17 protein-coding genes are annotated in these 19,264 nt (G+C 68.2%); all 17 read left to right on the top strand.

Annotated elements, in window-relative coordinates:
- Nucleotides 1-9 precede the first annotated feature (9 nt).
- Entirely contained in the window at nt 10-723 is a 714-nt protein-coding gene (locus MJ603_RS07450) for a thioredoxin domain-containing protein (RefSeq protein WP_243063059.1), read from the top strand.
- Between the two features lie 22 nt (nt 724-745).
- A complete protein-coding gene (locus MJ603_RS07445; RefSeq protein ID WP_243063058.1) occupies nt 746-1,438 on the top strand; it encodes a VIT1/CCC1 transporter family protein in 693 nt (230 codons plus the stop codon).
- A gap of 165 nt (nt 1,439-1,603) precedes the next feature.
- The gene (gene pyrR, locus MJ603_RS07440; RefSeq protein WP_243063057.1) at nt 1,604-2,182 is read left to right on the top strand and encodes a bifunctional pyr operon transcriptional regulator/uracil phosphoribosyltransferase PyrR; all 579 of its coding nucleotides are present in this window, start codon (nt 1,604-1,606) and stop codon (nt 2,180-2,182) included.
- Nucleotides 2,182-3,132, top strand: coding sequence for an aspartate carbamoyltransferase catalytic subunit (locus tag MJ603_RS07435; protein WP_243063056.1), 951 nt, complete (start codon nt 2,182-2,184; stop codon nt 3,130-3,132). The genes pyrR and MJ603_RS07435 overlap by 1 nt, the downstream gene beginning before the upstream one ends.
- On the top strand, nt 3,132-4,472 hold the full coding sequence (locus MJ603_RS07430; RefSeq protein ID WP_243063055.1) for a dihydroorotase: 1,341 nt from the start codon (nt 3,132-3,134) through the stop codon (nt 4,470-4,472). Before MJ603_RS07435 ends, MJ603_RS07430 begins: the two co-directional genes overlap by 1 nt.
- Entirely contained in the window at nt 4,465-5,013 is a 549-nt protein-coding gene (locus MJ603_RS07425) for a hypothetical protein (protein ID WP_243063054.1), read from the top strand. The genes MJ603_RS07430 and MJ603_RS07425 overlap by 8 nt, the downstream gene beginning before the upstream one ends.
- Before the next feature lie 142 nt (nt 5,014-5,155).
- Entirely contained in the window at nt 5,156-6,280 is a 1,125-nt protein-coding gene (gene carA, locus MJ603_RS07420; RefSeq protein ID WP_308220578.1) for a glutamine-hydrolyzing carbamoyl-phosphate synthase small subunit, read from the top strand.
- Nucleotides 6,280-9,567 (top strand): carbamoyl-phosphate synthase large subunit, encoded by a 3,288-nt coding sequence (gene carB / locus MJ603_RS07415; protein WP_243063052.1) that lies wholly within the window; start codon nt 6,280-6,282, stop codon nt 9,565-9,567. Before carA ends, carB begins: the two co-directional genes overlap by 1 nt.
- A complete protein-coding gene (gene pyrF / locus MJ603_RS07410) occupies nt 9,564-10,412 on the top strand; it encodes an orotidine-5'-phosphate decarboxylase (RefSeq protein WP_243063051.1) in 849 nt (282 codons plus the stop codon). Before carB ends, pyrF begins: the two co-directional genes overlap by 4 nt.
- Nucleotides 10,405-11,370, top strand: coding sequence for a guanylate kinase (gene gmk / locus MJ603_RS07405; protein ID WP_243063050.1), 966 nt, complete (start codon nt 10,405-10,407; stop codon nt 11,368-11,370). Before pyrF ends, gmk begins: the two co-directional genes overlap by 8 nt.
- Nucleotides 11,371-11,459: 89 nt before the next feature.
- Complete coding sequence (rpoZ, locus tag MJ603_RS07400; RefSeq protein WP_243063049.1) at nt 11,460-11,717, top strand: DNA-directed RNA polymerase subunit omega; 258 nt, start codon at nt 11,460-11,462, stop codon at nt 11,715-11,717.
- Nucleotides 11,718-11,751: 34 nt separating this feature from the next.
- Nucleotides 11,752-12,990, top strand: coding sequence for a bifunctional phosphopantothenoylcysteine decarboxylase/phosphopantothenate--cysteine ligase CoaBC (gene coaBC / locus MJ603_RS07395; protein WP_243063303.1), 1,239 nt, complete (start codon nt 11,752-11,754; stop codon nt 12,988-12,990).
- A gap of 46 nt (nt 12,991-13,036) precedes the next feature.
- Nucleotides 13,037-14,230 (top strand): methionine adenosyltransferase, encoded by a 1,194-nt coding sequence (metK, locus tag MJ603_RS07390; protein ID WP_243063048.1) that lies wholly within the window; start codon nt 13,037-13,039, stop codon nt 14,228-14,230.
- The gene (locus MJ603_RS07385) at nt 14,230-16,233 is read left to right on the top strand and encodes a primosomal protein N' (protein ID WP_243063047.1); all 2,004 of its coding nucleotides are present in this window, start codon (nt 14,230-14,232) and stop codon (nt 16,231-16,233) included. The genes metK and MJ603_RS07385 overlap by 1 nt, the downstream gene beginning before the upstream one ends.
- A gap of 65 nt (nt 16,234-16,298) precedes the next feature.
- Nucleotides 16,299-17,219: a methionyl-tRNA formyltransferase gene (locus tag MJ603_RS07380; protein WP_243063046.1), complete on the top strand. Its 921-nt coding sequence runs from the start codon at nt 16,299-16,301 to the stop codon at nt 17,217-17,219.
- Nucleotides 17,216-18,589, top strand: coding sequence for an RsmB/NOP family class I SAM-dependent RNA methyltransferase (locus MJ603_RS07375; RefSeq protein WP_243063045.1), 1,374 nt, complete (start codon nt 17,216-17,218; stop codon nt 18,587-18,589). Before MJ603_RS07380 ends, MJ603_RS07375 begins: the two co-directional genes overlap by 4 nt.
- On the top strand, nt 18,589-19,260 hold the full coding sequence (rpe, locus tag MJ603_RS07370) for a ribulose-phosphate 3-epimerase (protein WP_308220575.1): 672 nt from the start codon (nt 18,589-18,591) through the stop codon (nt 19,258-19,260). Before MJ603_RS07375 ends, rpe begins: the two co-directional genes overlap by 1 nt.
- Nucleotides 19,261-19,264: the final 4 nt, after the last annotated feature.

Raw genomic sequence — 19,264 nt, 5'->3', positions numbered from 1 at the left:
TCACGACTGATGACGAGGAACATCGGCCGCCGCATCGGCGCTGCCATGATCGGCGCGGCCATCGTCGCGGTGCTTGCGGCCTGCGCTCCGTCGACGGGAGCCGCGACGGCCCCCGCCTCATCGAGTTCGGCGAAACTGCCCACCGGTGTCACGGGAGCTGCGGACTTCGACAAGGGAGCTCTCGTCGTCGGGGACGGCACGACGAAGGTGGCCACCTACATCGACCCGATGTGCCCATACTGCGGCCAGTTCGAGAAGGCCAACGGCCGAACGCTCGCTCAACTGGTCAACGACGGCACGATCACGCTGAGCATCCACCCGCTGAACTTCCTGGACCCCAACTCGCAGGGCACGAACTACTCGTCCCGCGCAGGCAGCGCGCTGACCTGTGTTGCGGCATCCGATCCGAAGGCGACCCTCACCTACCTCGCCGCGCTCTATGCCGATCAGCCGGGAGAGGGCTCATCGGGCCTCACCGACGCGAAGTTGACGTCGCTCGCGCACGGCGTGGGTGCGACGGACGTCGACTCGTGCATCGCCTCGCACAAGTACGCCGCGTGGCTGACGAACAACACGCAGACGGCACTGAACGGCCCGATTCCCGATGCGGACATCAAGACGATCAAAGGAACCCCTACCGTGCTCGTGAACGGGCACCAGTACGGTGGTGACATCACCGACACGAAGGCGTTGAAGTCGTTCATCGCAGGCGGCGGCAAGTAGGGCAGCTTCTCGACGGAGGGTCATGAGCGCACCCGCGTGGGTTCCCGATGACTCCGTCTCGCGCGCGGACTCCGTGCGCGATCGGATCGTCGACGCGAACGATGGAATCATCGCGACGGCCGGAATCATCGAGGGTTTCGTGGGAGCGGGCGCAGGCGATGCGACAGTAACCGTCGCGGCGTTCGTCACGATGGTGGCCGGAGGTTTGGCGCTCGGCGTCGTGACGTATTCGGAGCTTGCGACCCAACGCGACGCGCATCTCGCCATCATCGAAAACGAGCGTCGCCGGCTCGCCCTCACTCCAGAGCAGGAAGAGGCCGAGCTCGCCGCCATCTACGAGGCGAAAGGCCTCTCACCCGAACTCGCCGCGCAGGTCGCGGCCGAGCTGAGCGCGGGCGACGCACTCGCTTCACAGGTGGAGGCCGAGTACGGATTCAGCCTGTCCGATGTGCAAAGGCCCGTCCTGACGGGCGTTTCCGCGTTGGGAGCGTTCGTGCTCGGATCGGCGGCTCCGCTGGCCGCGGCGCTGCTGGCTCCGGATGCCTGGCGCATCCCGATCACGCTCGCCGCAGTCGTCGTCTCGCTCGTCGTGACCTCGGTGATCGTCGCGCGCTACGGCAGGGCGCGTCTGCTCCGCACCATCACTCGTACCGTCGTGATCGGCGTGCTCGCCGTCGCCGTGAGCCTGGCGGGCGGGCGGCTGTTCCACATTTGAGTGGGCGGCAGATGTCGTTCGTCGAGGACGACGGTCGTGATCAGGTCGTGAAACGCTGCTCGATGCCCCGAGGCCCACGTGCCGACCACCGATCTGCAACTGATAGGCTCATCGGTCGAAGGCATCCTTTAACAGCCGTCCTGTGAGGCGGGGAAGGGGGTCGGCATGACGGCACGCACCGTGCTGCAGCAGGCTGACATCGCCCGGGCGTTGACTCGGATCGCTCACGAGATCCTGGAGTCCAACCGGGGTTCTGACGATCTCGTCATTCTGGGCATCCCGACCAGGGGAGTGACCCTGGCGAGGCGACTGGGCGCGACCATCGCCCGCATCGAGGACGGCGAGGCACCGCCCGTCGGCGCGCTCGACGTGACCATGTACCGCGACGATCTTGCGAAGCATCCGACCAGGACGCCGTCGCCCACCAGCGTTCCGGTTTCGATCGACGGCGCGACCGTGGTGCTCGTCGATGATGTGCTCTTCTCCGGCCGCACCATCAGGGCCGCGCTCGACGCACTGAGCGACCTCGGCCGCCCGAAGGCCGTGCGCCTCGCTGTGCTGGTCGACCGCGGGCACCGCGAGTTCCCTATCAGGGCCGACTTCGTGGGCAAAAACCTTCCGAGCTCCGCCAGGGAGCGCATCAACGTGCGACTGGCCGAGGTGGACGGAGACGACGCGGTCACGATCGACGGTGGCGAACCCGAACATGGCGAGCGCGACGAGCACGAGGGGGAGAAGCACTGATGCGCCATCTGCTCTCCACACGCGACCTCGACCGCGACGCCGCCATCGGCATCCTGGACGTCGCGGAAGACATGGCGGATGTCGCCACCCGCGAGGTCAAGAAGCTCCCGACCCTGCGCGGCAAGACCGTCGTCAATCTCTTCTTCGAGGACTCGACGCGCACCCGCATCTCGTTCGAGGCCGCCGCGAAGCGGCTCTCCGCCGATGTCATCACCTTCAGCGCGAAGGGCTCGAGCGTCTCGAAGGGCGAGAGCCTGAAAGACACCGCGCAGACGCTCGCCGCGATGGGCGCCGACGCTGTGGTCATCCGCCACTCGGCTTCGGGCGCGCCGCACACGCTCGCCTCGAGCGGGTGGATCGACGCGGGCATCCTGAACGCGGGGGACGGGACGCACGAGCATCCGACCCAGGCGCTGCTGGATGCGTTCACCATGCGCAAACGTCTGCACGGCACAGCGAGCCGCGGTAAAGACCTCGACGGGCTGCGCGTGACGATCGTCGGCGACATCCTGCACTCCAGGGTCGCCAGGTCGAACGTGTGGTTGCTCGACACGCTGGGCGCCGAGGTGACGCTCGTCGCGCCGCCGACGCTGCTGCCAGTCGACACGAATCAGTGGCCGGCCGGGATCGGCTACGACCTCGACACCGCCATCGCGGACGACCCGGACGTGATCATGATGTTGCGCATCCAGGCCGAGCGCATGAACGCAGCATTCTTCCCGAACGCCCGCGAGTACTCGCGAACCTGGGGACTCGATGCCGAGCGATTGGTCAGGCTGCGCCCGGATACGATGGTGATGCATCCTGGCCCGATGATCCGCGGCCTGGAGATCTCGGCCGCAGCGGCCGACTCGCCGCGTTCACTGGTGCGAGATCAGGTCGCGAGCGGCGTCTCCGTGCGCATGGCTGCGCTCTACCTGCTGCTGTCGGGCGATCGGGAGGTCAACTAGTGTCACGCGAACGCTTCTTCATCGAGGGCGCGACGCTCGTCGACGGCTCGAGTGCCGACATCCTCATCTCGGACGGCACCCTCACGGTCGGCGCAGACGCGAAGACCGGGTCGCAGGATGCCACCAGCATCGACGCCTCAGGGCTGATCGCCCTGCCGGGGTTGGTCGACCTGCACACCCACCTGCGGGAGCCGGGCTACGAGCAGAGCGAGACCGTGCTCTCCGGCACGCGCGCGGCTGCGGCAGGCGGATACACGACAGTGTTCGCGATGGCGAACACGTCCCCGGTGGCCGACACCGCAGGCGTCGTCGAGCAGGAACTCTCGCTCGGGCTCGCCGCCGGCTACGCGACGGTGCAGCCGATCGGCGCCGTGACGATGGGTCTGGCGGGAGAGCGGCTCGCCGAGCTCGGCGCGATGGCGGCATCCAGGGCGCGCGTTCGCGTGTTCTCCGACGACGGCATGTGCGTCTTCGATCCGCTGCTGATGCGCCGGGCACTGGAATACGTGAAGGCCTTCGACGGCGTCATCGCGCAGCACGCCCAGGAACCACGTCTCACGGCAGGCGCGCAGATGAACGAGGGCGCATTGTCAGGGACCCTCGGGCTCGCCGGATGGCCCGCGGTGGCAGAGGAGTCGATCATCGCCCGCGACGTTCTGCTGGCCGAGCACGTCGGCAGCCGGCTGCACGTGTGTCACGTGTCGACTGCCGGATCGGTGGACATCATCCGCTGGGCGAAGGCGCGCGGCATCGACGTCACGGCCGAGGTCACGCCGCACCACCTGCTCCTCACTGAAGAGCTGGTGGCCGGCTACGACGCGCGCTTCAAGGTGAACCCGCCGCTGAGGCGCGAGGAGGACGTGCAGGCGCTGCGCTCTGCCCTTGCCGACGGAACCATCGACATCGTGGCAACCGACCACGCGCCGCATCCGATCGAGGCGAAGGACTGCGAGTGGGATGCCGCGGCCAACGGCATGGTCGGCCTCGAGTCCGCGCTGAGCGTCGTGCACAAGGCCGTCGTCGAAACCGGTCTGCTCGGCTGGAGCGACGTGGCACGGGTGATGGCGCAGGCTCCCGCGCGGATCGGGCGCGTGGAGCGCGGTCGGCCCGTGGCATCCGGATTCCGTGCGGACGTGGTGCTCTACGACCCGAACAAGACCGACGTCTTCGACGTCGACCGACTGGCAGGCAAGGGCGTCAACTCGCCCTACCTCGGCCGCGAACTGCCGGGGCGCGTGCTCTGGACGTTCCACGGCGGAACCGCGACCGTTCGAGACGGGAATCCGATCGCGAAGGACGAGGCCGCCTCGCTCGCCAAGGAGAGTGAACAGCATGGATAAGCTCTGGCCGACCGCGATCATCGTGGTCCTGGTCGCACTGATCTTCGTCGGCATGTGGCGCGGCTGGCGTCGCCGTGCCGGCCGCGACTCCGCACTCGCAGTGCCGACCGTGCTGGATGCCCCGGGCGAGCTCCTGCTCACCGTGCACGCGCTGCACGTGGCGAGCACATATCACGACAAGCCGCTGGATCGCGTTGTCGTCCCCGGGCTCGCGTTCCGTGCGAGCGCCGCCGTCGCCGTCTCCAAGGGGGGCGTGACGATCACGTCGCAGGGGGAGTCCAGCGTTGCGATCGCCGCATCGGCGATGGCAGGCATCGGCGCAGCGACCTGGACGATCGATCGCACGGTCGAGCGCGACGGGCTGGTCTTGCTGGCCTGGCGCACGGTGCCGGCGGATGCCGATGGCACGGTACTCGACACCTACCTTCGCGTGACGGACCCCGACGAGCGGCAACGACTCGTCACGGGCATCCGCAGCATCATCGGCGCCGACAGCGGCGCAACAGTTCCCACCGACGACACCTCCGGAAACGAGGCCTGACATGGCAGACGAACAACTGGCAGACGAGCAGCAGCCAAACGAACAGCCGGCTGGCGTGGGGCAGACACCAGAGCCCAACGCGCCGGAGGTGACCTTCTCCTCGCCGACCGAGGCTGCAACCGCCGCGCGTCGCGAGCCTGCCGTGCTCGTCCTCGAAGACGGAACGCGCTTCGAGGGCCACGGCTACGGAGCTCTCGGCCGCACGCTCGGCGAGGCCGTCTTCGCGACGGGCATGACCGGCTACCAGGAGACCCTGACGGACCCGTCGTACGCCGGGCAGATCGTGCTCATGACGGCACCGCACATCGGCAACACCGGTATGAACGACGCCGACAAGGAGTCGGGGCGCATCTGGGTCGCCGGATTCGCCGTGCGCGAGCCCTCACGCGTCGTCTCCAACTTCCGCGCCCAGCGCAGCCTCGACGACGATCTGGCCGACGGTGGCGTCGTCGGCATCAGCGGAATCGACACGCGCGCTGTCACGCGACACCTGCGCTCGGCGGGTGCGATGAAGGCAGGCATCTTCTCGGGAGCGGATGCCGCGCTCGGCACCCTGGAGCAGCTCGACCTGGTGCGCGCCGGCGCCGACATGCGCGGCCAGAATCTGTCGTCGATCGTCTCAACGCCCGAGCAGTACACGATCCCTGCGCGCGGCGAGCGTGTCGGTTCCGTCGCCGTGCTCGACCTCGGCGTGAAGACCAGCACGCTGAACTACCTCGCCGAGCGCGGCTTCGACGTGATCGTGCTTCCCGAGACGACGACCGCCGATCAGATCACCGAGCTGAACCCGAGCGCCTTGTTCTACTCGAACGGGCCGGGCGACCCTGCGGCATCCGACGAGCACGTCGAACTGCTGCGCACTCTGCTGCGCCGAGACGTTCCCTACTTCGGCATATGCTTCGGCAACCAGCTGCTCGGACGTGCGCTCGGCTACGGCACGTACAAGCTGCCGTTCGGTCACCGCGGCATCAACCAGCCGGTGCTCGACCGCTCGACCGGCCGTGTCGAGATCACGGCGCACAACCACGGCTTTGCGGTCGACGCCCCGATCGACGAGATCAGCGAGTCGGCCGAAGGCTTCGGCCGCGTGGAGGTGAGCCACTACGACCTCAACGACAACGTCGTCGAGGGGCTGAACTGCCTGGACATTCCGGCATTCAGCGTGCAATACCACCCGGAGTCGGCCGCAGGACCGCACGACGCCAACTACCTGTTCGACCGATTCAGAGACCTGGTTCTCGCCCACGCGACGAAGGACAACGACTGATGCCCAAAAGGGAAGACATCTCATCCGTGCTCGTGATCGGGTCGGGCCCGATCGTGATCGGCCAGGCGTGCGAGTTCGACTACTCGGGCACGCAGGCGTGCCGCGTACTGCGAGAGGAAGGCGTGCGCGTCATCCTCGTCAACTCGAACCCCGCGACGATCATGACCGACCCGGACTTCGCGGATGCCACCTACGTCGAGCCCATCACGTGGCAGGTGATCGAGACGATCATCGCCAAGGAGCAGCCGGATGCCATTCTGCCGACCCTCGGAGGCCAGACCGCGCTCAACGCGGCCATGCAGCTGCACGAGCACGGCATCCTGGAGAAGTACGACGTCGAGCTGATCGGCGCCAAGTTCGAGGCGATCCAGAAGGGCGAGGACCGCCAGATCTTCAAGGAGCTCGTGATCGAGTGCGGCGCGGATGTCGCGGACTCCCGTATCTGCCACACCATGGACGAAGTGCTGGCCGGCGCGGACGAACTCGGCTACCCGTTGGTCGTGAGGCCGAGCTTCACCATGGGCGGTCTGGGATCGGGCTTCGCGTACGACGAAGACGATCTGCGCCGCATCGCCGGCGCCGGTCTTCACGACTCGCCCACCCATGAGGTGCTGCTCGAGGAGTCGATCCTCGGTTGGAAGGAGTACGAACTCGAGCTGATGCGCGACGCCGCCGACAACACGGTGGTCGTCTGCTCGATCGAGAACGTCGACCCGGTCGGTGTGCATACCGGCGACTCCATCACCGTCGCACCGGCGCTCACGCTCACGGACCGCGAATACCAGCGGATGCGCGACATCGGCATCGACATCATCCGAGCCGTCGGCGTCGACACCGGTGGCTGCAACATCCAGTTCGCCGTCAACCCCGAGACCGGCCGCATCATCGTCATCGAGATGAACCCCCGGGTGTCGCGGTCGAGTGCTCTGGCTTCGAAGGCGACAGGATTCCCGATCGCCAAGATCGCGGCCAAGCTCGCAATCGGCTACCGGCTCGACGAGATACCGAACGACATCACCGGTGTCACGCCTGCGAGCTTCGAACCGACCCTCGACTACGTCGTCGTCAAGGTGCCGCGGTTCGCGTTCGAGAAGTTCCCGGCCGCCGACCCGACGTTGACCACCACCATGAAGTCGGTCGGCGAGGCGATGGCGATCGGCCGCAGCTTCGCCAGCGCCTTGCAGAAGGCGCTCCGCTCGCTGGAGAAGAACGGCTCGTCGTTCCACTGGGGCGAGGAGGCACGCACGGTCGAGGAGCTGCTCGAGACGTCCGCCACGCCGACCGACGGGCGTATCGTCACCGTGCAGCAGGCGCTGCGCAAGGGCGCGAGCATTCAAGATGTCTACCGCGCGACCGGCATCGACCCCTGGTTCCTCGATCAGATCGTCCTCATCAACGAGGTGGCCGACACCATCGCGGGGGCCGGCATGCTCGACACCGACACCGTCGTGCTCGCCAAGGACCACGGCTTCTCGGATGCCCAGATCGGCCAGTTGCGCGGCTTCGGCGAGGCGGAGGTGCGCGAGGTGCGCCACATCCTCGGCGTGCGCCCCGTGTACAAGACCGTCGACACGTGTGCCGGTGAATTCCCCGCGCTCACGCCGTACCACTACTCGAGTTACGACTTCGAGACCGAGGTGGAGCCGAGCGATCGCCGCAAGGTGGTCATCCTGGGGTCAGGACCGAACCGCATCGGCCAGGGCGTCGAGTTCGACTACTCGTGCGTGCACGCCTCGTTCGCCCTGCGCGACGCGGGATTCGAGACCGTCATGATCAACTGCAACCCGGAGACCGTGTCGACCGATTACGACACCAGCGACCGGCTCTACTTCGAGCCGCTCACGCTCGAGGACGTACTCGAGGTGATCCACGCCGAGTCGCAGTCCGGTGAGCTGGTCGGCGTCGTCGTGCAGCTCGGCGGCCAGACCGCCCTCGGCCTTGCGAAGGGCCTCGAGGCTGCAGGCGTGCCGATCCTCGGCACCAGCCCCAGCGCGATCGACCTCGCAGAGGAGCGCGGGCTGTTCGCCGAGATCCTCGAGAACGCCGGACTGCTCGCTCCACGCAACGGCATCGCGTACGACGCACCAGGCGCCCAGGCGGCCGCAGCCGAGATCGGCTTCCCCGTGCTGGTGCGTCCGAGCTACGTGCTCGGGGGTCGCGGCATGGAGATCGTCTACGACAGTCCGTCGCTCGACGACTACTTCGTGCGCGTCGCCGACCAGGCCATCATCGGGCAGGGGCATCCGCTGCTCGTCGACCGCTTCCTCGACGACGCGATCGAGATCGACGTCGATGCGCTGTTCGACGGCGATGAGCTCTACATCGGCGGCGTGATGGAGCACATCGAAGAAGCGGGCATCCACTCCGGCGACTCCAGCTGCACGCTGCCGCCGGTCACGCTGGGCCGTTCAGTGGTCGACCGGGTGCGGCATGCGACGCTGAAGATCGCAGAGGGGGTCGGAGTGCGGGGGCTGCTCAATGTGCAGTTCGCCGTCGCCGCGGGCGTGCTCTACGTGCTCGAGGCGAACCCGAGGGCGAGTCGTACCGTGCCGTTCGTGTCGAAGGCGCTGGGCATCCCGCTGGCCAAGGCCGCCAGCCGCATCATGGTCGGCGAGAACATCGCGGAGCTGAAGGCTTCAGGTCTGCTGCCAGAGCAGGACGGCTCTGTCGTGCCGCTCGACGCTCCCGTCGCGGTGAAGGAGGCCGTGCTGCCGTTCAAGCGCTTCCGCACCAAGGACGGCCGCACCGTCGACTCGGTGCTCGGGCCCGAGATGCGCTCGACCGGGGAGGTGATGGGCGTCGACAAGGACTTCCCGCGTGCGTTCGCGAAGAGCCAGACCGCTGCCTACGGCGGGATGCCGCTGACCGGCACCGTCTTCGTCTCGGTAAGTGATCGCGACAAGAGGTCGATCGTGCTGCCGGTGCTCCGGCTTGCGCAACAGGGCTACCGCATCGTCGCGACCGAGGGTACTGCCGAGGTGCTGGCGCGCAACGGCATCGCGGCGGAGCCGGTGCGCAAGTACAGCGATGAGCGCGCCGACGACGAACCCAGCATCGTCGACCTGATCAACCGCGGCGAGATCGGCATCGTGGTGAACACACCGAGCGGCCGGTCGGCACGTGCCGACGGGTATGAGATCCGCGCTGCCGCGATCGCTGCCGACACCGCGCTGTTCACGACGATCGCCGAGCTGAGCGCGGCTGTCGCATCGATCGACGCGATCAGGGCGGGGTTCGAGGTGCGATCGCTTCAGGAGTACGCACTCGATCGGGCGAAGTCCGCATGACGACGGGCTTCGGCATCCGCCTCGCCGCCGCCATCGAGGAGCGCGGCGCACTGTGCGTGGGAATCGACCCGCACTCCTACCTTCTCGCGGACTGGGGCCTGGCGGACGATGCGTCGGGCGCAAGGGACTTCGGCCTGCGCGTTGTCGAGGCGGCAGCGGGACGCGCGGGGATCGTCAAGCCGCAAGTGGCGTTCTTCGAACGCTTCGGCTCTGCCGGATACCACGCGCTCGAGCAGGTGCTCGAGGCTGCGCGTGCGGCCGGACTGGTCGTCATCGCCGACGTCAAGCGGGGCGACCTCGGCACGAGTGTCGAAGCGTACGGTGAGGCGTGGCTCACGCCGGGATCGCGCCTGGAGGCCGATGCCATGACTGTGTCGGCCTTCCAAGGCGTAGGGTCGCTGAACGCGCCGATCCGCCTCGCCGCTGAGGCAGGCAAAGGACTCTTCGTGCTCGCCGCGACGAGCAATCCGGAAGCCGCCGGCATCCAGAGCTCGATCGACCCCGATTCGGGTCGGACGGTGGCTCGTGTCATCATCGATGATGTGAACCGCGAGAACACGCTGATCGGAGACGCTATCGGGCCCCTCGGCGTCGTGCTGGGGGCCACCATCGACCTGAAGGGCTTCGGTATCGACACCGTCGATGCACCGAAACCGGCGCTTCCGGTGCTGGCGCCCGGATTCGGCCACCAGGGCGCGCGCGTCGAGGATGCGCGGAGTCTGTTCGGCGCGCTCGCCGAGGTGATCGTGATCAGCGAGTCGCGCAGCATCCTGTCGGCGGGGCCGGACGGACTCGAACAGGCCATCGCCGCTCGAGCGGACGAGGTGCGTGCGGCCCTTGTCTGAGCAACCCGCGTCGACGACGAGTTCGCGTTCGACTCGGCCTCCCGAGGTGGACCGTGTCGCGGCATCCCGTGCCGCCGTCGCAGCCAGACGCGCTCGCGCCTCGGTCAAGACGGCGATCGCGTCGGAGGAGAGGTCTCCGCTCGATGTGCTCGACGCCGCCATCGTGCATCCCGACGGCCCGGAAGGCACGCTGCGCATCACCGATTTTCTGATGAGTCTCAAGGCCATCGGCGCGACGAAGACCAAAGAGATCCTCGAGCGCCTCGAGATCGCACCCGTGAAGCGGCTCGGCGGCCTCGGCAAGCACCAGAGGGAACGCCTGCGCGACTTCCTGAGCGAGCGCTTCGGGCAGACCACACCGAACGGCCGCACGCGCCTCGTCGTGCTGGCGGGACCGACTGCGGTCGGCAAGGGCACCGTCGCACGGCACATCAGAGAGAACTATCCCGATGTTCTCCTGTCGGTGTCGGCGACGACCAGGAGTCCGCGGCCCGATGAGGTGGACGGCGTCGACTACTACTTCGTCGACGACGCGGAATTCGATCGGATGATCGCAGATCACGAGCTGCTCGAGTGGGCGAAGGTGCACAACAGCCACCGCTACGGCACGCCGCGCGCGCCGATCGAGAAGGCGCTCGGCGACGGTCGCAGCGTGTTGCTGGAGATCGATCTGCAGGGCGCACGCCAGGTACGCGCCGCGATGCCGGATGCCGTTCTCGTGTTCCTCGCGCCGCCCAGCTGGGACGAACTGGTGCGCAGGCTGATCGGCCGCGGCACCGAGTCGCAGGAGGAGCAGCACCGAAGGCTCGCGACCGCGAAGGTCGAATTGGCGTCGCAGGACGAGTTCGACGCGCGGGTCGTGAACACCACCGTGGGCGAGGCCGCGCGCGAGGTCGTAGACTTGATGCAGGTGCGCGCACGCCGCCCGCGCCGCGCCGCCACATCGTCAGGTCGCTGAAACGTGCGGAGCCTCACTGCTCCCCACGAGCATCAGCACCGTCTCGGCGGTACCGGCATCGGCCGGTAGCCGCAATCGAAGGAGTATTCATGTCAACTGCAGCCAAGGGCATCATCGACCCGCCCATCGACGAACTGCTCTCCCGCGTCGAGTCGAAGTACGCCCTCGTGATCTTCGCGTCCAAGCGGGCGCGTCAGATCAACGACTACTACGCCGACCTGCACGAGGGAAGCCTCTTCGACAACGTCGGCCCGCTCGTGGACTCGACCATCGACGACAAGCCGTTGTCGGTCGCCCTGCACGAGATCAACGAAGACAAGCTCGTCGCCCGTCCCATCGACGAGTGACGTGACGAGCGACGGTGCCGCCGTGTCTACGCCCCTGACGATCGTCGTCGGCGTGACCGGCGGCATCGCTGCGTACAAGGCCGTTTCGATCATCCGGTCGTTCGTGCTGCTCGGGCACGACGTTCACGTCATCGCGACGGATGCCGCGCTGAGATTCGTCGGGGCCCCGACGTTCGAGGCGATCAGCCGCAACCAGCTGAACACCGACCTCTACGAGGGTGTGTCAGAGGTGAGGCACGTCGGGATCGGCAAGCGCGCCGACCTGGTGGTGATCGCACCGGCGACCGCCAACACGATAGCGAAGATCGCGCACGGGCTCGCCGACGACCTGCTCACCAACACCGTGCTGGCCACGACGGCGCCCGTGCTCGTGGCTCCTGCCATGCACACGGAGATGTGGCTGAACGCGGCGACCCAGCACAACGTGCACACGCTGCGCGAACGCGGCGTCTCGGTGGTGGGACCTGCCGTGGGCCAGCTGACCGGGTCCGACTCGGGCCCTGGCCGCATGGAAGAGGCGGACGCGATCGTCGCGGCGGCGCTGGCACTGGCATCCAAGCCGGCCTCGCGTCACGACCGAGCTGCGAACAGCGAGGCGCCGAGGACGGCGCGACGCGACCTCGCAGGGCACCGCATCGTGATCACGGCAGGTGGCACGAGAGAGCCGCTCGACCCCGTGCGCTACCTCGGCAACCGCTCAAGCGGAAAGCAGGGCGTGGCGCTTGCGACAGCGGCACGCGATCGGGGAGCAGACGTCGTGCTGATCGCCGCGCATCTCGACGTGCCCGTTCCCGAAGGGGTCGAGACACGCACGGTCTCCACAACGCTGGAGCTGCAACGCGCGGTGACGGATGCCGCAAGCGACGCCGACATCATCGTGATGGCGGCTGCGGTCGCCGACTTCCGTCCCGCGACGACGAGCGACGCCAAGATCAAGAAGGACGTCGTCGGAGACGAGCTTCAGCTCAGCCTCGTGTCGAACCCCGACATCCTCGCCGGGCTCTCGGCGGACAAGCAGCCGGATCAGCTCGTCGTCGGATTCGCGGCCGAGACCGAGAGCGACCCGCAAGCGCTCATCGAGCTCGGCAGACGAAAGCTCCGGCGCAAGCGCTGCGACTTCCTCGTCATCAACAACGTGGGCTGGCGCACCGGGTTCTCCACCGACGAGAACGAGGTCGTGGTGCTCGATGCCGCCGGCGATATAGTAATGGAGGCCGCAGGCGCGAAGTCGTCGGTGGCCGATCGTATTCTCGACGTCATCACCTCCGCCTGACCCGCGACCAGAACGTGGATGGGGCTACGGACCAGCTGGAGCACCCATGACTTCTTTACGCCTGTTCACCTCCGAATCCGTCACAGAAGGACATCCCGACAAGATCTGCGACCAGGTCTCGGACAGCATCCTCGACGCGCTGCTGAGGGTCGATCCGCACAGTCGCGTCGCGGTCGAGACCCTCGTCACCACGGGTCTCGTGCATGTCGCGGGTGAGGTGACCACGAGCGAGTACGTGGAGATCCCCGCCATCGTGCGCGAGACGATCACCTCGATCGGCTACACCTCGTCAGACGTGTGGTTCGACGGGCGATCGTGCGGTGTCTCCGTCTCCATCGGCGGGCAGTCGCCCGACATCGCGCAGGGCGTCGACGACGCGTACGAGAGCCGTGAAGAGGCATCCGTCGACGCGCTCGACCGACAGGGCGCCGGCGACCAGGGCATCATGTTCGGGTACGCCACCACAGAGACACCCGAGCTCATGCCCGTGCCGATCTGGATCGCTCACCGGCTGGCGGAACGCCTCGCAGAGGTGCGCAAGATAGGGGAACTCGACTTCCTGCGGCCGGACGGCAAGACGCAGGTCACCATCGGCTACGACGGCATCACGCCGCGCACCGTCGAGACGGTTGTGCTGTCGACGCAGCACTCGCCGAAGGTGTCGACCGAGCACCTTCGGGCGGAGGTCGACGAGCACATCATCCGTCCGGTTCTCGAACGGGTGGACCTGGACTCCGGCAACGTGAAGACGCTCATCAACCCCACCGGCCGCTTCGAGATCGGCGGACCGCAGGGGGATGCCGGTCTCACCGGTCGCAAGATCATCATCGACACCTACGGCGGAGCCTCCAGACACGGTGGGGGAGCATTCAGCGGCAAGGACCCGTCGAAGGTCGACCGCTCGGCCGCCTATGCCATGCGCTGGGTCGCGAAGAACGCGGTCGCGGCAGGGCTCGCGAACCGACTCGAGGTGCAGGTCGCCTACGCCATCGGCACAGCCTCGCCCGTCGGCCTGTACGTCGAGACGTTCGGCACCGCTCATCTGCCCGAGGAGCGCATCACGTCGGCGATCCGTGAGGTCTTCGACCTGAGGCCGGCCGCGATCATCAGGGACCTCGACCTGCTCCGCCCGATCTACGCGCAGACCGCGACCTACGGTCACTTCGGCCGCGAGCTGCCTGACTTCACCTGGGAGCGACTGGACCGCGTCGACGATCTGCGGTCGGCCGCCGGAATCTGATGGCCGGCGCGCGGGTCGCGCGCGTGATCGTCGACACTCCGCTTCCGCAGCTGGACCGGCTGTTCGACTACGCCATTCCCGAGCGGCTGATCGACGACGCCGTGCCCGGTGTGCGCGTGACCGTGCCGCTGCGCACAGCGGGCAGGCTCGCTGATGGCTACATCGTCGAGGTCACGGATCACGCCGACTTCGACGGCGCGCTCAGCGAACTCGAGACAGTGGTGTCAGCCGCACGCGTGCTCACGCCCGAGATCGCCGACCTGGCGCGACGCATCGCCGACCGTTCTGCCGGAAGCGCGATCGACGTGCTGCGCCTCGCCGTTCCGCCCCGCATGGTGCGGGTCGAGAAGGCCTGGCTCGCCTCGGAGCACGCCGGCGAACCACCGCGGGTCGAGCCGGTCATCGCGCGCGGCTACCGCGACGACGCCCCGGGGCGAGCCGTGGACGAGTCGCGACGCATCGCCCTCGACGCCGTGCCACGCCTCGCGCGACTGCTTGGCGAGCATCCGATGTGGGGCAGCCAGTGGGTGGGTGCGTGGGCGGTGACGCTGGCCGAGTTGGCGGCCCGCACACTGGCATCCGGTCGCAGCGCGGTCATCGCGGTTCCCGACTACCGGGATCTGGACCAGCTTCAGGCCGCACTGGGCGACCTGCTTCCCGCCGGTGCCGTTGCGCGCCTGGATGCCGCCCAGCCCAACCAGGACCGCTACCGCGCCTTTTTGCGCTGCCTCGAGCCGATGCCGCGCGTCATCATCGGCAACCGGTCGGCCGTCTACGCGCCGGCGCACCGGCTGGGGATGATCGCACTCTGGGACGATTCCGATCCGCTGCACTCCGAGCCTCTCGCGCCATACGCCCACGCGCGCGACGTCGCCCTGGTGCGCGCGGAGCAGAGCGGATGCGCCCTCGTCTTCGCCGGCCACACCCGCAGTGTGGAGGTGCAGCGTCTCGTCGAGCTGGGCTGGCTGAGCGCCGTCTCGCCCGACCCTGCCGTCGTGCCTCGGGTGGTCGTGACAGCCGCTCAAGCCGATGAAGGCACGCCGGCGCGCATCCCGGGCGGCGCGTGGCGCGCAGCGAAGGAGGGTCTCGCCTCGGGCCCGGTGCTGGTGCAGGTCGCCCGGCCGGGGTATGCCCCCGTTCTGGCCTGCGCCCGTTGCGGCGAGGCGGCTCGCTGCGAACGATGCGACGGTCCGCTTGGTCTCGGTTCATCGGGCGCTGCTCCCTCCTGCCGGTGGTGCGGCGCGATCGCTGCGCACTGGTCGTGCTCGAACTGCCACGCGACGAAGGTACGGCTCGTGACCAGGGGCAGCGCACGCACAGCGGAGGAACTCGGTCGTGCGTTCCCCGGCGTGCGCGTCGTGGTGTCCGACGGGGAACGACGCGTCACCGTCGTCGACGAACGCCCAGCACTGATCGTCGCGACGAGGGGGGCGGAGCCCGTCGCTGCAGGTGGCTACCGGGCAGTGCTGCTGCTCGACGGAGATCGGATGCTCGCACGCGAGTCGTTGACCGTCGGCGACGACTGCCTGCGCTGGTGGTCGAACGCGGCGGCCCTTGCAACGCCGGGGGCGCCCGTCGTGCTCGCCGGCGTCGCCGGCCCGCTGGCTCACGCCCTCGCCACGTGGAAGCAACCGGAGTACGCGCGTGCGCAACTCGTCGACCGGCGCACGCTCCGTTTCCCGCCTGCGGTGCGTGTCGCCACCGTGACGGGGACGCCGAAGGCGGTCGGGGACGCCGTCGCATCCCTGACCTCGGGAACCTTCATCGACGTGCTCGGCCCGACACCCGTTGATTCCGCACGTGCACCCCGCAGAGGCGCCGTCGCGTCGGATGCCGTGCGCGCGATCGTGCGCTTCGAATACACTCAGGGCTCGGCCGTCGCTGCTGCACTGCGTTCGGCGATCATCCGATCGGCCGCCAAGAGCCGCAGACCACGCGGCGACAGAGGCTACCGACCCCCGCCTACACTCAGAGTCAGACTCGACGACCCCGAGATCTCGTGACGCGTCGCAGTCAAGACGTCACGCGACCTGGTCGTGGCAACACGACCTGAGGAGAGTCGAAAAGCATGAGGATCGTGTTCGCCGGAACGCCCCAACCCGCCGTCCCCACCCTGCGCGCCCTCGCGGGTGGGCGTCACGAGATCGTCGCGGTCGTCACCCGGCCGGATGCCCCGCTCGGCCGACGCCGCATACTGACACCGTCCCCGGTGGCGGAGGCGGCCGCCGAACTGGGGCTTCCCGTACTGAAGACGGCGAGGTTGGATGCCGACGTGACGGAACGCATCCTCGACCTGCGCCCCGACCTCGGCGTCGTCGTCGCCTATGGCGGCCTCGTGCGGGAGCCGTTGCTCTCCAGTCCTCGCCACGGTTGGGTCAACCTGCACTTCTCGTTGCTGCCACGGTGGCGGGGCGCGGCTCCCGTGCAGCGCGCGCTCATCGCAGGAGACGAGATGACAGGTGCGGCCGTGTTCCGCCTCGTGCCCGAGCTCGACGCCGGCGACGTGTACGACGTCATCGAGCGCGAGATCGGCGCAGACGAGACGGCGGGCGAGTTGCTCGAATCGCTCGCCGTCGACGGAGCAGACCTTGTGGAGCGTGTCGTCGACGGCATCGAGGCGGGCACCGCCGTTGCTCAGCGGCAGGTGGGCGAACCCACCATGGCGCCCAAGCTCACGATCGACGACGCGAAGCTCGACCTGGCGCGGGATGCGAGCTCCGTCTATGCACGCGTCCGCGGAGTGACGCCCGAGCCCGGCGCGTTCTTCGTGGTGGGGGAGAACTGGGTGAAGGTGCTCGAGGCGTCACGCTCCGACGCCGCAGCGATGGCACCCGGCGCGCTGGCGCTGAACGGAGCACATGCCCTGGTCGGCACGGCGACGGCACCTCTCGAGCTGGTGACCGTTCAGCCCGCGGGCAAGCGGCCCATGCCGGGAGCGGACTGGCTGAGAGGCCTGCCAGCCGGTTCGCACGCGGAGGTGGCGTCGTGAGTGACGTGCGCAAGTGGCGGGCATCCGCACGATCCGTCGCGTTCGACGTTCTGCGCGCCGTGAGCGACTCGGATGCCTACGCCAATCTGCTGCTGCCCGCCCGCCTCGACCGCGCGGCGCTCGCACCCTCCGATGCCGCCCTCGCCACGGAGCTGACCTACGGAACACTGCGTCTCCGCGGCTATTACGACCGCGTGATCGAGCTCGCCGCCAAGCGTTCCGTCGACCTGATCGATCCGCCCGTTCTCGATGCGCTGCGGCTGGGCTGCCACCAACTGCTCACGCTCGGCACACCGGGGCACGCTGCGGTGTACGAGACGGTCGAACTGGTGCGTGGTGCCGGCTCACGGTCGGCCGTCGGATTCGCCAACGGCGTGCTCAGGACCATCGCACGCACGAAGCCCGGCGCGTGGAACTCCCGCGTCGCCGATGCGTCGAACGGCGGCGACGACGAACTGGCGGCGCTCACGTCGCATCCGGTGTGGATCGTGCGCGCATTCCGCCACGCACTGGCCGCCGAGCACCGCGAGGAGGAGCTCGACGACCTCCTGGCCGCGGACAATGAGGCGCCTCGCATCAACCTCGTCGCGCTTCCGGGGCTGGCGAACGTGCCGGACGATGCCGAGCACGATACGTATTCCCCGATCGGATTCGTCTCGGCGGGCGGCGATCCGACCGGGATCGTGCGTCGCACGGGCGGCACCGTCAGGGTGCAGGACGAGGGATCGCAACTCGCGGCACAGACCCTGATCGCTGCTCGCGAGATCGCGCAGGGCGAGACCTGGCTCGACCTGTGCGCCGGCCCGGGGGGCAAGGCCGCCGTGCTCGCCGCAGCGGCCAAGGCATCCGGTGCCCGGCTCGTCGCCAACGAACTCATTCCGGCTCGCCTGGACCTCGTGCGCCGTGCCGTCGAGCCCGCCGTCTCGGTCGTCGAGCTGACCGGACGAGACGGAACGACCATCGGTGACGAGGAGCCAGGCGAGTACGATCGGGTTCTGCTCGACGCGCCGTGCACAGGGCTCGGCGCCCTCCGCCGCCGCCCTGAGGCGAGGTGGCGCAAGGTGCCGGGCGACGTGCCTGAGCTCTCGAGACTGCAGGCGGCGCTCATCGACTCGGCCGTGAAGGCGCTGAAGCCGGGCGGTCTGCTCTGCTACATCACGTGCTCGCCGCATCTCGCCGAGACGCGAGTTGCGGTCAGCGACGCCTTGAAGCGGCATCCGGATGCCCTGCGAGAGCTGCCGACCCGCGATGTCGTGCAGTCGGTCGCTCTGCGGCCGCTCGATCTCGCCGGTGACCCGGCTCAGGTGCAGCTCTGGCCTCACCGGCATGGAACCGACGCCATGTTCATCACGCTTCTGGAGAAGATCTAGTGCCCCGCATCAATCCCAGCATTCTTGCCGCCGACTTCGTCAACATGCAGCGCGACCTCGGCCGCATCGCCACGGCCGATCTGGTGCACGTGGACGTGATGGACAACCACTTCGTGCCGAACCTCACATTCGGGCCGCAGATGGTGGGGCGCATTCAGGATGTCTCGACGATTCCGCTCGACGTGCACCTGATGATCGACGATCCCGACCGCTGGGCACCGGGCTACGCGCAACTTGGCGCCCACTCAGTCACCTTCCACGCGGAAGCCGCCGCCGACCCCGTCGCACTCGCGCGTCGACTGCGATCGCTCGGCGCCAGAGCGGGAATCGCCCTCAAGCCCGGCACGGAAGCGGATGCCTACCTCGAGCTCCTCGCGGAGTTCGACCAGGTGCTCGTGATGACCGTCGAACCGGGTTTCGGCGGCCAGAGCTTCATGGCAGAGACCATGCCCAAGCTCCGCACCCTGCGTGAGGCCGTGACGGCGAGAGGGCTCGATGTGTGGCTCGAGGTCGACGGCGGCATCACGGAGGAGACGATCGTCACAGCAGCTGAGGCGGGCGCTGACACGTTCGTCGCGGGCTCGAGTGTGTTCCGTGCTGAAGACCCCGCAGCCCAGATCGCCGTGCTGCGCGACACCGCCGCAGGGCACATGTCGCAGCCACTAACCTAGAACG

This window comes from Humibacter sp. RRB41, from assembly GCF_022761015.1.
Taxonomy (GTDB): Bacteria; Actinomycetota; Actinomycetes; order Actinomycetales; family Microbacteriaceae; genus Humibacter.
This window is presented reverse-complemented; position numbering and strand designations above follow the sequence as displayed.

What these genes read in the sequence shown, in the direction of transcription:
- MJ603_RS07450 (WP_243063059.1), top strand. Translation starts at nt 10, where the DNA reads ATGACGAGGAACATCGGCCGCCGCATCGGCGCTGCCATGATCGGCGCG.
- MJ603_RS07445 (WP_243063058.1), top strand. Translation starts at nt 746, where the DNA reads ATGAGCGCACCCGCGTGGGTTCCCGATGACTCCGTCTCGCGCGCGGAC.
- pyrR (WP_243063057.1), top strand. Translation starts at nt 1,604, where the DNA reads ATGACGGCACGCACCGTGCTGCAGCAGGCTGACATCGCCCGGGCGTTG.
- MJ603_RS07435 (WP_243063056.1), top strand. Translation starts at nt 2,182, where the DNA reads ATGCGCCATCTGCTCTCCACACGCGACCTCGACCGCGACGCCGCCATC.
- MJ603_RS07425 (WP_243063054.1), top strand. Translation starts at nt 4,465, where the DNA reads ATGGATAAGCTCTGGCCGACCGCGATCATCGTGGTCCTGGTCGCACTG.
- carB (WP_243063052.1), top strand. Translation starts at nt 6,280, where the DNA reads ATGCCCAAAAGGGAAGACATCTCATCCGTGCTCGTGATCGGGTCGGGC.
- pyrF (WP_243063051.1), top strand. Translation starts at nt 9,564, where the DNA reads ATGACGACGGGCTTCGGCATCCGCCTCGCCGCCGCCATCGAGGAGCGC.
- rpoZ (WP_243063049.1), top strand. Translation starts at nt 11,460, where the DNA reads ATGTCAACTGCAGCCAAGGGCATCATCGACCCGCCCATCGACGAACTG.
- metK (WP_243063048.1), top strand. Translation starts at nt 13,037, where the DNA reads ATGACTTCTTTACGCCTGTTCACCTCCGAATCCGTCACAGAAGGACAT.
- MJ603_RS07385 (WP_243063047.1), top strand. Translation starts at nt 14,230, where the DNA reads ATGGCCGGCGCGCGGGTCGCGCGCGTGATCGTCGACACTCCGCTTCCG.
- MJ603_RS07380 (WP_243063046.1), top strand. Translation starts at nt 16,299, where the DNA reads ATGAGGATCGTGTTCGCCGGAACGCCCCAACCCGCCGTCCCCACCCTG.